At 68.7% G+C, this 15491-nt stretch carries 13 protein-coding genes; 10 read left to right on the top strand and 3 right to left on the bottom strand.

The genetic code is table 11. The features are described 5' to 3' along the window. Positions 1-33 precede the first annotated feature (33 nt). The 7 genes from A9976_RS10930 to A9976_RS10900 are packed head-to-tail and all read left to right on the top strand — an operon-like array spanning position 34 to position 7482. Positions 34-1068, top strand: a complete 1035-nt coding sequence (locus A9976_RS10930; RefSeq protein ID WP_183019027.1) for an alginate O-acetyltransferase AlgX-related protein — start codon at positions 34-36, stop codon at positions 1066-1068. A gap of 4 nt (positions 1069-1072) precedes the next feature. Further along, entirely contained in the window at positions 1073-2206 is a 1134-nt protein-coding gene (locus A9976_RS10925; RefSeq protein ID WP_183019026.1) for an alginate O-acetyltransferase AlgX-related protein, read from the top strand. 13 nt (positions 2207-2219) lie between these two features. Continuing rightward, positions 2220-3800, top strand: a complete 1581-nt coding sequence (locus tag A9976_RS10920; protein ID WP_183019025.1) for an MBOAT family protein — start codon at positions 2220-2222, stop codon at positions 3798-3800. A 21-nt stretch (positions 3801-3821) separates the two neighbouring features. Further along, complete coding sequence (locus A9976_RS10915; RefSeq protein WP_012204786.1) at positions 3822-4061, top strand: acyl carrier protein; 240 nt, start codon at positions 3822-3824, stop codon at positions 4059-4061. 57 nt (positions 4062-4118) lie between these two features. After that, complete coding sequence (locus tag A9976_RS10910; RefSeq protein WP_183019024.1) at positions 4119-5603, top strand: AMP-binding protein; 1485 nt, start codon at positions 4119-4121, stop codon at positions 5601-5603. Next, positions 5600-6310: an alginate O-acetyltransferase AlgF gene (locus A9976_RS10905; protein ID WP_183019023.1), complete on the top strand. Its 711-nt coding sequence runs from the start codon at positions 5600-5602 to the stop codon at positions 6308-6310. The genes A9976_RS10910 and A9976_RS10905 overlap by 4 nt, the downstream gene beginning before the upstream one ends. A 26-nt stretch (positions 6311-6336) precedes the next feature. Further along, complete coding sequence (locus tag A9976_RS10900; RefSeq protein ID WP_183019022.1) at positions 6337-7482, top strand: acyl-CoA dehydrogenase family protein; 1146 nt, start codon at positions 6337-6339, stop codon at positions 7480-7482. Between the two features lie 17 nt (positions 7483-7499). Here A9976_RS10900 and A9976_RS10895 read toward each other — a convergent pair whose 3' ends face one another. Continuing rightward, positions 7500-8474, bottom strand: coding sequence for a DUF4434 domain-containing protein (locus A9976_RS10895; RefSeq protein ID WP_183019021.1), 975 nt, complete (start codon positions 8472-8474; stop codon positions 7500-7502). 158 nt (positions 8475-8632) lie between these two features. Then, the gene (locus A9976_RS10890) at positions 8633-9979 is read right to left on the bottom strand and encodes a dicarboxylate/amino acid:cation symporter (RefSeq protein ID WP_183019020.1); all 1347 of its coding nucleotides are present in this window, start codon (positions 9977-9979) and stop codon (positions 8633-8635) included. A 213-nt stretch (positions 9980-10192) separates the two neighbouring features. Between A9976_RS10890 and A9976_RS10885 the strand changes: the two genes are divergently transcribed. Next, on the top strand, positions 10193-12844 hold the full coding sequence (locus tag A9976_RS10885) for a PAS-domain containing protein (protein ID WP_183019019.1): 2652 nt from the start codon (positions 10193-10195) through the stop codon (positions 12842-12844). A gap of 24 nt (positions 12845-12868) precedes the next feature. Here A9976_RS10885 and A9976_RS10880 read toward each other — a convergent pair whose 3' ends face one another. After that, positions 12869-13507: a response regulator transcription factor gene (locus A9976_RS10880; RefSeq protein ID WP_034392075.1), complete on the bottom strand. Its 639-nt coding sequence runs from the start codon at positions 13505-13507 to the stop codon at positions 12869-12871. A 526-nt stretch (positions 13508-14033) separates the two neighbouring features. Here A9976_RS10880 and A9976_RS10875 point away from each other — a divergent pair. After that, entirely contained in the window at positions 14034-15062 is a 1029-nt protein-coding gene (locus A9976_RS10875) for a porin (protein WP_183019018.1), read from the top strand. A 234-nt stretch (positions 15063-15296) separates the two neighbouring features. Continuing rightward, positions 15297-15461 (top strand): hypothetical protein, encoded by a 165-nt coding sequence (locus tag A9976_RS10870; protein WP_183019017.1) that lies wholly within the window; start codon positions 15297-15299, stop codon positions 15459-15461. Positions 15462-15491 lie beyond the last annotated feature (30 nt).

The raw sequence follows: 15491 nt of genomic DNA, 5'->3' as shown, positions 1-15491 counted from the left end.
ACCACACAGACAAGAGAAAAGGAGAAAGCTCCCATGGATTCGACCAAGCAAGCACCCCGCCCCGCCCTGCACGGACTGCGCTCGGGCATGGCGCGCGCCGCACGCGGGCTGGCTGGCTGCGCCCTGGTGCTGGGCGCGCTGGCAGCGCAGGGTACGGCACAGGCACAGGACAGCTCCTCCATCGTTCTCAGGGGCAAGGACGGCTGGCTGTTTCCGGGCTGGGGCAGCCTGACCCAGGTGGACCGCGCCGGCATCACGGAATCCACGCGGCTGATCACCGAGGCGCGCAACCTGCTGGCCGCGCGCGGCGTGAAGCTGCAGGTGCTGCTGCTGCCCGACAAGGTGCGCTTCTATGCCGACAAGATGCCCGACGGCAAGGCCATGAGCGCCGATGTCCAGGGCCGCTACAAGCAGGTGCTGCAGGCGCTGCAGGCCGCCGGCCTTCCCAGCTTTGACGACGAGGCCGTGCTGCGCACCGTGCGCGACAGCGGCAAGGACGTGTTCTACCGCACCGACCAGCACTGGACCCAGGCGGCAGCCGACGCCACGGCCGAGGCCACCGCCCGCATGGTCCAGGGCGAGGTGCCCCAGCTGGCCGGCAGCGCCGGCAGCGGCCTGGCCCTGGGCGACACCGTCACCGAGCGCCGCTATGGCGACCTGGCCGAGCTGTTTCTGACTGCCGAGGAGCGCAAGCAGATCGGCCGCGAGGTCTACACCGTGCGCCGCCAGGCTCCGGCCAAGGGCCTGCTCGACGATGAGCCCGCCCCCGTCCATGTCACCGGCCACAGCATGGTCCAGCCCTACTTCGGCTTTCCGCAAAAGCTCTCCAACCTGCTGGACCGCCCGGTCTCGCTGAACTGGAAGCCCGGCAACGTGGGCCAGTGGACCATGCTGCTGGAGTACCTGGAGTCGCCGGCCTTCAAGTCCCACAAGCCCCAGGTGCTGGTGTGGCAGATGTTCGAGCCCACCTACAGCTACGGCCCCAACGCGGCCGGCCAGTGGGACAACGCCTCGCTCATGCCCAACGCCACCTGGCTGGAGCGGCTGCGGGCCGCGCTCAAGGGCTGACACCGTGGACCCCACCGCGCAAGAACTGCAAACCGACAAAGGACACCGGCGCAACGCCTGGATCTGGGGCGCCCTGCTGCTGTCGGGCCTGGCCTGGGGCGGCTGGACGCTGGCCCGCCAAGGCCCCAAGGCCGGCGAGCTGCAACTGACCGCCTGGCTGGATGGCCGCGCGGGCGCGGCGCTGAACAAGGGCCTGCGCCTGCCTGCGCAGTCCTCGCTGGAAACCGGCCAAGCCGCGCTGCGCTATCGCCTGCTGGGCGATACGGGAGCGCAGGTGGCCCTGGGCTGCCCGCAGTGGATGTTCTACCGCGACGGCCTGCGGCCCCAGCCCGGCACGGGCGCCGCGCCCTTCGAGGCGCGCCAGCGCCTGCTGCGCCACTGGACCCGGCAGTTGCAGGACAAAGGCATTGCCACCCTGGTGGTGGCCGTGCCCGACAAGTCGCGCATCGAGGCCGCCCATCTGTGCGGCCTGCCCGTGGCACCCGTGATGCTGCAGCGCCTGGACCTGTGGCAGCAGCGCCTGCAGGCCGACGGCATTGCCTTCGCGGATCTGCGTCCCGCCCTGCAGGTACAGGAGCAGGCGCAACCCGTTTTCTTTCGCACCGACGTGCACATGAATGCCGAGGGCGCGCGCACCGCCGCCCTGGCCGTGGCCCAGGCCGCGCTGCCGCTGCTGGGCGGGCAGCGCGGTGCCCAGGCCTTCGAGGAATCAGCGCCCGGGCCGCTGCAGCCGCTGCCCGGCGACCTGCTGGCCCTGGCCGGCCTGGCCGATGCCCCGGCCGGCTGGCGCCCACGGCGCGACCAGGTGCGCCCGCAGACCATTGCCCCCGTGCGCGGCGGCGGCCTGCTGGACGAGACGCCGCCCGTGCAGGTGCTGCTGGCCGGCAGCTCCAACGGACTGCGCAGCAATTTCGCGCCGCAGCTGGGCCGCGCGCTGGGCCAGGAAGTCTGGAACCTCAGCATGGATGGCGGCCAGTTCAGCGGTGCCATGGTGGCAGCGCTCAAGCGCCGCGCCTCCTGGCCGGCCAGCCTGCGGCTGGTGATCTGGGAGTTCTCGGAAAACACCCTGTCCCTGCCCCTGACGGACGATGAAAAAGCGGCGCTCAAGGAGATGGACGCCGCCTCCCCGCCTGCGTGACCCCGCCCGCTACATGCTGTTCAATTCCTATCTTTTCCTGCTGCTGTTCCTGCCCATCGCGCTGGCGGGCCACTACCTGGCCGGCGCCATCAGCCTGCGGCTGGCCGCGTTCTGGCTGTGCCTGACGTCCTTTGTCTTCTACGGCTGGTGGAACCCGCAGTTCGTCGCCCTGCTGGCGCTGTCCATCGCCTTCAACTACGTGGTGAGCCTGCTGATCCTGCGCTTTGCCGGCCGTGCGCGGCTGCAGGGGCTGGTCACCGCCCTGGGCGTGGGCGCCGACCTGACGGCACTTTTTCACTACAAGTACTTCGCCACGCTTTTCAACTTCCTGGGCGAATGGGGGCTGACGCAGGGCGGCATGCACGAGCTCATCCTGCCGCTGGGCATCTCGTTCTTCACCTTCACCCAGATCGGCTATCTGCTGGACTGCCGCTCGGGCATCGTCAAGGAACGCAGCCTGCTCAGCTACGTGCTGTTCGTGACCTTCTTCCCGCACCTGATCGCGGGGCCCATCCTGCACCACAAGGAAATGATGCCGCAGTTCGCGCAGCCGGATAACTACCGGTTCCGTGCGGACAACCTGTCCATCGGCGGCACGCTGTTCGTGATCGGCCTGGCCAAGAAGGTGCTGCTGGCCGACGAGATCGCGCCCTATGCAGACGCCGGCTTCGCGGCGCCCGGCGAGCTGCAGTTCTGGGCCGCCTGGGGCGCCAGCCTCAGCTACGCGCTGCAGCTGTACTTCGACTTCTCGGGCTATTCGGACATGGCGCTGGGCTTGGCGCGCATGTTCGGCATCCGCTTCCCGCTGAACTTCAACTCGCCCTACAAGGCCGGCAGCATCATCGACTTCTGGGCACGCTGGCACATGACGCTGACGCGCTACCTCACCGCCTACCTGTACTACCCCGTGGCCATGGCCATCTCGCGCGCACGGGAAAAGCGCGGCCTGTCCGTGGGCTCCAGCGCCGCGCGCACGCCCGGCGGCTTTGCGGCCACCATCGTCGTGCCCACGCTGTTCACCATGGGGCTGGCCGGCATCTGGCACGGGGCGGGCCTGCAGTACGTGATCTTCGGCCTGCTGCATGCCTTCTACCTGTCGGTCAACCATGCCTGGCGCATCTTCGTGGTCAGCCGCAAGCCGGCCGCCGCCCGCAAGTCGGGCCGGGGCGTGCATGCGCTGTACGTTGTCATCACCTTCATCGCCGTGCTCATCGCCCAGACTTTCTTCCGCGCCCACGGCGTGGGCGACGCCATGCTGCTGCTCAAGGGCATGGCCGGCCTGCGCGGCGTGGAGGCGCTGGAGTCGCTGTCCCACGTCCAGGGCCTGGCACTGGGCGATGCCATCCGCCTGGCCATAGGCCACCATATGCAGCTGGCCCTGGTCCTGCTGCTGCTGGCCATCGCCTGGTTCACGCCCAATGCCCACCAGATCCTGGGCCGCTTCTCGCCCGCCATGTTCAAGGTGCAGGAAGCGCCCCGCGCCTGGATGCGCTGGCGCCCCAGCGCGGGCTGGACGGCCGTGACCCTGTTCCTGCTCTTCCTGTGCCTGGTCAACCTGCACAAGGAAACCCGCTTCCTGTATTTCCAGTTCTGAAACGCCTGTTGGAGAGAAACCATGTCCCTGAATGACATCGAAACCAAGATTGCCCAGATCATCGGCGCCATCATCCTGACCTCGGTCGAGCCCGATACGCTGCTGCTCGAATCGGGCCTGGTGGACTCGCTGTCCGCCGTGGACGTGGCATTGGCCATCGAAAAGGAATTCGGCGTCAAGATACCGCCATCGGAGATCGACCTGCACCTGGAATCCGTGCACACGCTGGCGCAGTACGTGGCCGAGCAGCGCAAGGCCTGATGCAGCACCTGCACGCCGCCGCCCCGTCCCTTTGTCCCTGCGCAACAAGGAGCCCGCATGCGATTCAGTTTTGACCGCTTCGACTTCACCGAGCCCGGCGCCGACACCGCGCGGCCCGCCGTGATCGATGCCGCCGGCACGCTGGACTGGCAGCAACTGGCCCAGGCCGTGGCGCAATGGGAGCAGCGGGCGCTGGCGCGCGGCGCGCGGCGCGACGAGCCGCTGCTGATCACGGGGCACAAGGAGGCCGCGTTCCTCGTGGCCATCCTCGGCTGCCTGCGCCTGGGCGTGCCCTTTGTTCCCGTGGACGTGATCAACCCGCCCGAGCGCATGGCGCGCATCGCCACGCTGGTGCAGGCCGGCCTGCACTACGACGCGCAGGCCCGCAGCTTCCTGGACACCGGCATCGCCGCGCAGGCGCTGCAGGAAAAATCGCTGGCCTACATCATGTTCACCTCGGGCAGCACGGGCGATCCCAAGGGCGTGCAGATCGGGCGGGAGAGCCTGGGCCTGTTCGCCGGCTGGATACGCGACTGCCTGGCGCTGGGCGAGGCGCCGGTCTTCATGGACCAGATGCTGTTCAGCTTCGATTTCTCGCTGTTCAACTGGATGGGCGCCCTGGTCACGGGCGGCGCCTGCGTGCTGTGCGCGCGCGAGACCATTGCCGACCGCCAGGCCTTTGCCGCCTACCTGGCGGGCACCCATGTGAACGTCTGGGCATCCACGCCCTCCTTCGTGCGCCAGCAACTGCTGGATGCCGACTTCGACCAGCAGCACCTGCCCGACCTGCGCGTCTTCGTCTTCGGCGCCGAATCGCTCACGCCCACCGTGGCCGAGGCGCTGTGGAGCCGCTTTCCCCAGGCGCGCATCATCAACTCCTACGGCCCCACCGAGGCCACCTGCTCCACCACCTGGGTGGAGATCGACCCCGCGCTGCGCCAGCGCGCGCCGCTGCCCTTTCCCATCGGCCGGGCCAAGCCCTATGCCGATGTGTTCCTGGACGAAGGCGAGATCTGCGTGGCCGGCGACCACGTGATGCGCGGCTACCTCAACCGCCCCGACCTGCATGCCACACGCATGTTCATGCGCAACGGCAAGCGCGGCTACCGCACGGGCGACCTGGGCGAGATCGACGGCGACGGCCTGGTCACCTTCCACGGCCGGCGCGACGACCAGATCAAGATGCACGGCTACCGCATCGAGCTGGCCGAGGTCGATGCCGTGCTGGCCACCCTGCCTGGCGTGCGCGCAGGCGCGGCGGTGGCACTCAAGCGGCCCGATGGCTTCATCGTGCGCATGATCGGCTTCGTGGACCTGGACCGCAGCGGCCCGCCCGGCATGCAACCCCTGCCCGAAGCACTGGCCGGATGGCGCGAACTGCTGTCGCAGCGGGTGCCACCCTACATGATCCCGTCGGAACTGCTGGCCTGCCACGGCTTCCCGCTGACGCAGACTGACAAGGCCGACCGCAAGCAACTGGAGCGCATGTACCTCGATGCACGCATGCGCCCCGCCAAGGAAACCAAGGACCCGCAGGCATGACCTCCGCTTTCTCCCCCGTGATGCGCACCGTCGCGCTCGCCCTGGCCGGCCTGGCCGGCCTGGCCGGGCTCTCCTGCCTGCCCGCCGCGCATGCCGAAGGCACGCTGGCCCAGCTCTATGCGGCGCGCCCGCCCGCAGGCTCGTCCTTCGTGCGCGTGGTCCACCCCGAAGCGGGCAAACTGCGCGTGAAGATCGCCGACGGCCCCGAGCAGACGCTGTCAGGCAGCAAGCCGGCCAGCAGCTACGCCATCGTCAAGGGCGATACGCCCTTTGCCATTCAGCTCGACGGCAAGAGCGCCGGCAGCATGAAGGTGGCACCGGGCAGCTTCACCACCCTGGTGCCACAGCGCCAGGGCAAGAATGGGGCCGCGCGCTTCACGTCCATCGACGACTCCGGCGGCAGCCAGGACGCGCTCAAGGCCGAGCTGCGCTTCTACAACCTCAGCACCGACTGCCCCCAGGGCGGCCTGCAGGTCGCGCCCGCGGGCACGCCCCTGTTCACGGGCGTGGCGCCGGCCGCATCGGCCAGCCGCTCCATCAACCCGGTCAGCGCCCAGCTCGCCGCCACCTGCGCCACTGCGGCCAGCGCGCCGCTGGCGCTGCCCCAGTTGCAGCCGGGCGACCACTACAGCCTGTTCATGACGGGTACGGCCGCCGCACCCGTGCTGCGCGGCCAGGCCAGCGCCACCGACACCTATCGCCCCTGACCCAGCCCAAGGAGACCGATACCGACATGCGCACCCGCTCCGTATTGCGTGAAGACCACCTGCTGTTCAAGGAACAGGTGGACCGATTCGTGGCCACCGAGATCCTGCCCCACATCAATGACTGGGAGGCCGAGGGCATCACGCCGCGCGCCCTGTGGCGCAAGGCCGGGGACAGCGGCCTGCTCAACTGCGACCTGCCCCCGCCCTACGGCCAGGGCGGCGACTTCGGCCACGCGGCCGTGGTCATCGAGGCGCTGGCGCGCGCCAACTGCCTGGGCATCGGCTTTTCCATCCATTCCGACATGGTGGCGCCCTATCTCTGGAACTTCGGCACGCAGGTGCAGAAGGACCGCTGGCTGCCGCGCATGGCCACGGGCGAGCTGATCGGCGCCATCGCCCTGACCGAGCCCGGCGCGGGCAGCGACCTCAAGGCCGTGCGCACGCGCGCCCGGCGCAAGAACGGGGGCGAGGGCGACGGCTACGTGCTCAATGGCCAGAAAACCTTCATCACCAACGGCGTCAACGCCGGACTGATGGTGGTGCTGGCCAGCACCGAGCCCGAGCTGGGTGCGCGCGGCCTGTCGCTGTTCGTGGTGGAAGAAGGCATGCCGGGCCTGGGCAAGGGCCCGGCCCTGCGCAAGATAGGCCAGCACAGCCAGGACACCTGCGAGCTGTTCTTCGACGAGCTGCACCTGCCGGCCGACCACCTGCTGGGCCGCGAGAACGCCGCCTTCGAGCATGTGACCCAGGAGCTGGCGCAGGAACGGCTGGCCATCGCGCTGCGTGCGGCAGCCTCCACCGAAGGCATGCTGGACGAGGCTGCCGAGTTCGTGCGCAACCGCAAGGTCTTCGGGCGCCGCGTGCTCGACTACCAGAACACCCGCTTCAAGTTCGCCGACGCCCTGGCCAAGACCACCATGCTGCGCGTCTTCCTGGACGACTGCCTGGCCCGGCACATGGAAGGCTCGCTGGACTCGGTCACCGCCGCCATGGCCAAGCTCAACGCCACCGAGCTGCAGGGCCAGGTGCTGGACGAGCTGCTGCAACTGCACGGCGGCTACGGCTACATGGCCGAATACGGCATTGGCCGCGCCTGGGCCGATGCACGGGCACTGCGGATCTTCGGGGGCAGCAGCGAGATCCTCAGAGAGATCATCGGCAAGCGCTTCTGACCCCGCAGCCACCGCGCTCAGCGGGCGGCGGCCTTCCACTCGCGCAGCAGTTGCCGGGCCTCTGGCGTGTCGTTCAGCACCCAGGGGTCGATGGCGAAGGCGACGACGCGCTGGGCGCCGTAGTCGCGGGCCACGTCCCACTGGCGGCGCACGCGCTCGAAGCTGGCCGTGCGCGCCTGGAAGTCCGAGCCATCGGGCCGCGTGGGCGGCAGTTGCTCGAACAGTTCCACGATGAGGTCGAACGGCGCCCTGCGCTCCAGCAGCATCTGCTGCAGCGGTGCCAGCGCCTCGTAGTTGCGCAGTCCCGCCACGCCCACGCCGTCCTGCACCATGGGGCGCAGGGACACGCGGTCCAGCAGGATGCTCCACAGCGTGGGCAGGCTGCCCAGGGTCTGCAGCTGGCTGAAATAGGTGGAGATGCCGGGCACCTGGCCGGAGGTGGCCGCTGCCGCCTGGGCCAGGGGCTGCAGTGCGCTCACCAGCAGCTCGATGCGCTCGGGCGCGGCCCAGTGGTATTGCTCCAGCTCGTAGGGGATGTACCAGCCGCGAAACGCCGCATGGCGCGGCCAGGTGCTGGCGTACATGTGGCTGGCGCCCTGCTCGGCAATATGCGCCAGGTAGGGCGCGGGGCCTGCGGCGTTGGAAAGGCTGATCTGCTTCCACCAGCGCTCGTCATAGGGCAGGCCCAGGTGCACGCCCATGCCCAGTTCGGTACAGATGTCCAGCAGGTCGGCGATCTGCGCGTCGGCCAGCATCCAGCTGTCCGCCTCTGAATCGCCTTGCAGGCCGCTCCATTGCACGAACAGCTCCCGGCAGCCCAGCGCCTGGGTGGCGGCCAGGCGCTGGCGCCATTGATCGCGCGGCATCTCCAGATGGCTGCGCCACGGCTGCAGGAAACTGCCCGACACGGGCGCCGAGGCCGCGCAACCGACCAGCGAGGCACAGGCGGCGGCCGCGCCGGCGCCGAGGAATTCGCGTCTGGACAAATGCATGGTTGGGTCGGCCGCAAGGCTGCGTGAAGCGAAGCACCAAGAATACAGCCAAGCGGCGCGGCAGCCGCCTCAAAAGACAGCAGCCCAGCCAGGCTTGACCTGGCTGGGCTGAGGGTTGTCGCCTGCAGGGGGCGCGCCATGCGCCGCCCCGGCATGGGTCAGGAAACCTTGCCGACAGCGGCAGGCACAGCAGTTCCTGCCGGGCTCACCTCCATGGCGGACGCGCCATCCAGGGCGGCGTTGAGCTTGGTGTAGTCCAGCTCGTTTTCCCAGCGCGATACCACCACGGTGGCCACGGCGTTGCCCATGAAGTTGGTCAGCGAGCGGCACTCGCTCATGAAGCGGTCCACGCCCAGGATCAGGGCCATGCCGGCCACGGGCACTTCGGGCACCACGGCCAGCGTGGCTGCCAGCGTGATGAAGCCCGCGCCGGTCACGCCGGCAGCGCCCTTGGAACTGAGCATGGCCACCAGCAGCAGCGCGATCTCGTGGCCCAGGGTCAGGTGGGTGTTGGTGGCCTGGGCGATGAACAGCGCGGCCAGCGTCATGTAGATGTTGGTGCCGTCCAGGTTGAAGGAGTAGCCCGTGGGCACGACCAGGCCCACGACGGACTTGCCGCAGCCGGCGCGCTCCATCTTCTGCATCAGCGAAGGCAGGGCCGATTCCGAGGACGAGGTGCCCAGCACCAGCAGCAGTTCCGCCTTCAGGTAGCGCGCCAGCTTGAGCACCGAGAAGCCGCACAGCCGCGCCACGAAGCCCAGCACCACGACCACGAAGAGCAGCGAGGTGATGTAGAACGAGCCCACCAGCCAGGCCAGGTTCACCAGCGACCCAAGGCCGAACTTGCCGATGGTGAAGGCAATGGCGCCAAAGGCTCCCAGCGGCGCTGCCTTCATCAGGATGCCGACCAGCTTGAACACGGGGGCCGTCAGCGCCTCCAGGAAGTTGAGCACGGGCTTGCCCGCATCACCGACCATGGCCAGCGAGATGCCGAACAGCACGGCCACGAACAGAACCTGCAGGATGTTGTCGCCCACGAAGGGGCTGACCAGCGTCTTGGGGATGATGTCCATGGCAAAGCCGGTGAGCGTCAGCTCGTGCGACTTGGCCACATAGCCCTTGACGGCGGCCTGGTCCAGGTCGGCCGGGTTGATGTTCATGCCTGCGCCGGGCTGCACCACGTGCGCCACCACCATGCCGACCACCAGGGCCAGCGTGGAGAAGAACAGGAAGTAGGCCATGGCCTTGAGGAACACGCGGCCCACGGTGCGCAGGTGCGTCATGCCCGCAATGCCGGTGACGATGGTCAGGAAGATCACCGGCGCGATGATCATCTTCACCAGCTTGATGAAGGCATCGCCCAGCGGCTTGAACTGCTCGGCGTACTGGGGCTCGAAGTGGCCGAGCAGCACGCCTGCCACGATGGCGACCACCACCTGGAAATACAGCTGGCGGTAGAAAGGCAGCCGCTCGGGGCTGGCGGCGTGGGTGGGGACGGCATGCATGGTGCGGCTCCGGCGGGACTGTGTGGGGGTGGGCGCACCACCAAGGTGCGGCGAGGTCCAGTTTGTACCGCTGGCGTGCTCCGGCGCCGATAACCTATTGGTATTAGGCGCAGGTACGCTCCCAGGGAGAATGCACGCAGAATCAGGGTAATCCCCAACCCCTTCCCGCCCCTGGAAGGCACCAAGCTGGCGCCCAATCGGGTCCAGACCACCATGCCCCAACCCGTTCGACGCCCTTCACGCCGTTCCTTCTGGACCCTGCTGCTGCTGTTCGGCGGCATGCTCGCCTGCATGCTGCTGGCCGGTGAGCTGGTCTACCACCGCGCCCTGCGCGGCGAGGCCGAAAGCGTGCAGCGCCAGCTCAGCCTCTACGCCCAGGCCCTGGGCCAGCGCATAGACCGCTACCGCACCCTGCCCGAGGTGCTGGCGCTGGACGCGCAGCTGCGCGCCGCCCTCACCCACCCGCTGTCTCCCGCCGAGGTCGATGCCCTGAACCGCAAGCTGGAGCAGGCCAACGGCGCCAGCCAATCGTCCACGCTGACCCTGATCGACCGCCACGGCACGGCCCTGGCTGCCAGCAACTGGCGCGAGACGCGCAGCAACGTGGGCGTGGACTACAGCTTCAGGCCCTATGTGCAGCAGGCGCTGTCGCGCGGCAGCGGACGCTTCTACGGCATCGGCCTGACCACCGGCCTGCCGGGCTACTTCCTGTCGCAGGCCATCCTGGACGAACAGAACGCCGTCGCGGGCCTGGTGGTGATCAAGATCGCGCTGCTGGAGCTGGAGCGCGAATGGCTGCAGACGCCCGACGTGGTCATGGCCTCGGACGAGCACGGCGTGGTCTTCCTGGCCAGCCAGCCCGACTGGCGCTACCGCCTGCTGTCCCCCCTGAGCCCCGCCGACGAGGCGGACCTGGCCGCAACGCGCCAGTACATCGACCAGGAACTGCACCCCATGCGCTACCGCGTGCGCCAGGGCCTGGAGCAAGGCAGCCGCCTGGTGCAGATGCAGGAGCCCGCCCTGCCCGGCACCACGCTGTGGCAGACCCTGCCCCTGCCCGGCAGCGACTGGCAGTTGCACCTGCTGCACGACACGCAGGCCAGCACCGTGGCCAGCCGCTGGGCGGCGGCCGCCGCCGCGGGCGGCTGGCTGGCCCTGGGCCTGCTGGTGCTGTTCGTGCGCCAGCGCAGGCGGCTGGCCGCGCTGCGCCTGCGCAGCCGCCTGGAGCTGGAGACCGTGCTGCGCCAGCATGCCCAGGAGCTGCGCACGGCCCAGGACGGCATCGTCCAGGCCGCGCGCCAGGCCGACACGGGCCTGAGCCGCAGCCTGGAGCACCTGCCCCAGGGCGTGGTGGTGATCGATGCCGACCTCAACCTGGTGGCCTGGAACTCGCGCTACGTGGAGCTGTTCCGGTTTCCCTCCGAGCTGCTGCGCACCGGCCAGCCCATAGAGAACCTGTTCCGCTACAACGCCCGGCGCGGCCTGCTGGGGCCCGGCCCCATCGAGGAGGCCATCCACCGGCGGCTGCAGCATCTGCGCAGCGGCAGCCCCCACCTGCGCGAAAGCACCAAGGACGACGGCACGGTGCTGGAGATCCGCGGCAACCCCCTGCCCGACGGCGGCTTCGTCACCAGCTATGCCGACATCACCAGCTACAAGAATGCCGCGCGCGAGCTGCGCTCGCTGGCCGATGCGCTGGAGCAGCGCATTGCCGAGCGCACGCGCGACCTGGCCGAAGCCAAGCGCGAGGCCGAGCAGGCCAACCGCTACAAGACCCGTTTCGTGGCCGCTGCCGTGCACGACCTGCTGCAGCCGCTGAACGCCGCGCGCATGTTCAGCTCCCTGCTGCGCAGCCATCTGCATGACGAGGCGGGCCGCCATGTGGCCGACAGCATCGACGGCGCCCTGGCCGCGCAGGACGCCATCCTGGGCAGCCTGCTGGACATCTCGCGCATGGAATCGGGCCAGCTGGAGGTGCGCGTGCGCGACTTCGCGCTGGGCCCGCTGCTGCAGGTCATGCGCCACAACTTCGGCATCCTGGCCGAAAGCCGGGGCCTGCGCCTGAGCGCGGTGGACACGCGCTGCGTGGTGCGCAGCGACGAGGCGCTGCTGCGCCGCATCCTGCAGAACTTCCTGTCCAACGCCATACGCTATACGCGCCAGGGTCGCATCGTCATCGGCTGCCGGCGCCAGGCAGATCAGCTGCGCATCGAGGTGCACGACCAGGGACCGGGCATTCCCGAGAGCCTGCAGCACGAGATCTTCGAGGAATTCCGCCGCCTGGACGAAGGCCATGGCGACGACCGTGGCGCCGGGCTGGGCCTGGCCATCGTCGAGCGCCTGGGCCGCCTGCTGGGCCACGAGATCGGCCTGCGCTCGCACCTGGGCCGGGGCAGCGTGTTCTGGGTCTGCGTGCCGCTGGGCGATCCCGCAGCCGTGCCGCAGATCGCCGCGGCCACGCATTCCGGCGAAGCAGGCCAGGACGCACCACTGCAGGGCATGAGCGCCTGGTACGTGGAAGACGATGCCCAGTCCTGCACCGCCATGCGCGCCCTGCTGCAGCGCTGGGGCTGCAGCGTGCCGCTGGCCGGCGGCCCGGCCGAGGCGCTGGCGCTGGCCGCGCCCGGCGAAGCGCCGCAGCTGGTGCTGCTCGATGTGCGCCTGGGCCAGTTGCACGGCCCCGATGTCTACGCCCAGCTGTGCCAGCGCTGGGGCCAGTCGCCGCCCGTGATCCTGGTCACGGCCGAGCGCGACGGCATGCTGCGCCGCCAGGCGGCCGAGCGCGGCTGGGGCTTTCTGGCCAAGCCCGTGCGCCCGCCCGCGCTGCGCGCGCTCATGAGCCAGATGCTGCTGCGCCACCGGTAGGCGCGGCATGCAGCGGCAGGGAGTTCAGACCGTGCCGTCGTTCTCCAGGCTCTTGACCAGCACGGCCGCCTGCGTGCGGCTGTAGCACTCCAGCTTCTTGAGAATGGCCGTCACATGCACCTTGACGGTGTTCTCGGCCAGCCCCAGCTCGTGGGCGATCTGCTTGTTGAGCAGGCCGTCGGCCAGGCACAGCAGCACGCGGAACTGCTGGGGCGTGAGCTGGGCCAGCCGCGCGGCCAGCGCGGCGTCGGCCTCGGAGCGCTCGGCGGCCATGGGCGGGAACCAGCTGCCGCCGTCCAGCACCTCCTGCAGCGCCGTGCCTATGGCCTCGGCCGGCGCCGATTTCGGAATGAAGCCCGCGGCACCGAACTGCTGGGCACGGCGGATCACGCGCGGGTGGTCGTTGGACGAGATCACCACCACCGGAACATCGGGGTACTCGCCGCGCACATGCAGCAGCGCCGAGAAACCGCGCGCGCCCGGCATGGCCAGGTCCAGCAGTACCAGCTCGATCTCGGGATGCTGCTGCAGCGCCGCGCCCAGGGTCGCAGCGCTTGCGGCCTCCAGCACGGCGAACTGCGGCAGGGCCTCGCGCAGCACATGGATCACCGCGGCGCGGAACAGCGGGTGGTCATCGGCAACGAGCAGGGTGGATTCGGACATGGGCGCGAGTCTGACACGTCTGCAGACACCTACCCGGCTCATGGACCCATGGAGGCCGATGGCCGGGTTGCAGGCTGGCACGCCGTTTGCAATCAGTTGCAGTCACCGGCCTGGCAACAGGCAGAAATCGCCCTCCATCCGACGAACAAGGAGCCCTGAATTGACCTATGTGCCCTCTTGCAACGACCTGCCGCACAGCCCTGGTGCCACGGCCCCATCCCAGTGCACGGCGGTGTTCAAGCCGCGAGAGTGCAAAACACAAATTAAGTTTCGTCATAACTGTGTCAAACACACCACTTTCTGGCCGGCGCAATGGCTCGGATGCGTTGTAATACGCGGCTTAGCCAGTCAACACCGCCTTGCACACAGGCCGAAAAGACATGCCGACGCCAGCCCGCCCCTGATGCGAAAACGCCACTGTTCCAGGTTTGCCACGTAGCCCAGCCTGGGCGATTGGTTCATCGTCTGCCCCGGTCACAGCACTGGCCACCCGTTTCCACTCTCCAACAATGAAAGACTCCTCAACATGAAACGTTCCTTCATCGCACTGGCCGCTGCACTGGCCTGCGCCGGCGCCGCACAGGCCCAAAGCTCGGTCCAGCTGACGGGCCTGGTGGACGCCTATGCCGGCTCCATGCGCATGGCTGGCGACGCCAGCGGCAAGGGTGTCGTGGGTTCGGGCGGCATGACCACCTCCTGGTGGGGCATGAAGGGCCAGGAAGACCTGGGCGGCGGCCTGAAGGTCGATTTCCAGCTGACGGCCTTCATGCGTGTGGACACCGGCAGCCCCGGCCGTTTCGATGGTGACCCATACTTCTCGCGCGATGCCAACGTCGGCCTGTCCGGCAGCTTCGGCACGGTGCGCCTGGGCCGCGGCATGGCGCCCAACTTCCTGCCCACCATCCTGACCAACCCCTTCGGCGACTCCTTCACCATCTCCCCGCTGGTGCTGCACGCCAACGTGGGCACGACAGCCTGGGGCTCGGCCAACCTGACCACGCCGTCCGACACCGGCTGGAGCAACCAGGTCGTCTACACCACGCCCAAGTTCGGCGGCCTGCAGGCCAACGTCCACTACCAGTTCGGTGAAAAGGGCGGCGATTCCGGCAAGAAGAACATCGGCGTGAACGCCATGTACTTCGGCGGCCCCCTGAGCCTGGTGGCCTTCTACGAGCGCGCCCAGATCAGCAACCCCGTGAGCCTGGCCGTGATGCCCACCAAGACCGACTGGATGCTGGGCGGCACGTACAACTTCGAAGTGGCCAAGCTGTACGCGACCTATGGCCAGGCCAAGGTCAAGGACCTGGACCGCAAGAACAGCACCTACTCGCTGGGCCTGGACGTGCCCGTGAGCAGCGCCGGCACCATCAAGGCGGCCCTGGCCCGCACCAAGGCCGAGATCGGCGCCGTGGACTCCACGCGCACCACGGCCAGCCTGGGCTACGACCACTACCTGTCCAAGCGCACCGATGTGTACACCGTGCTGATGCATGACCGCATCACGGACCTGAAGTCGGGCACCAGCCTGATCGCGGGTATCCGCCACCGTTTCTAAGGCGACGCCTGGCCTGCCAGCACGGGCCAGGGATTCACGTCCCGAACTTTCAGCGAGGCCCTGCCTCGCTTTTTTTTGGCCGCTTGAAGAGCGATAGAAATTTTCTCTCGGCACTTTTCTACAAACGTCAAGAGAGAAAGCGATTGTCCGACAGCCACGCTGCGCAATCCGGTGTCCAATGGAGTCCAGGCCCAGCCCCATGCTCTGCCTGCGCTGCCAGACAGGAGGTCCACCATGCGCAGACCCAGCCCCTTCGGACGTCATCCCTTCATCGCCTTCACGGCCACGGTGGTGCTTGCCGTCGCTGCCAGCGTTGCCACCTTGTGGCTGGACAGCGCCGCCCCGGCCGCAGACACTTTGCTGCAAAAAGACCCGGGCGCTCTGCTGTCGTCGATGTAAGCCCTGCAAACGCCTGCAAATGCCTGCCCA

The sequence above is a fragment of the Delftia sp. UME58 genome (genome assembly GCF_014170385.1).
GTDB lineage: Bacteria > Pseudomonadota > Gammaproteobacteria > Burkholderiales > Burkholderiaceae_C > Comamonas > Comamonas acidovorans.
Note: the sequence above shows the minus strand (reverse complement) of the source record. Positions and strands in the feature narration are given on the sequence as shown.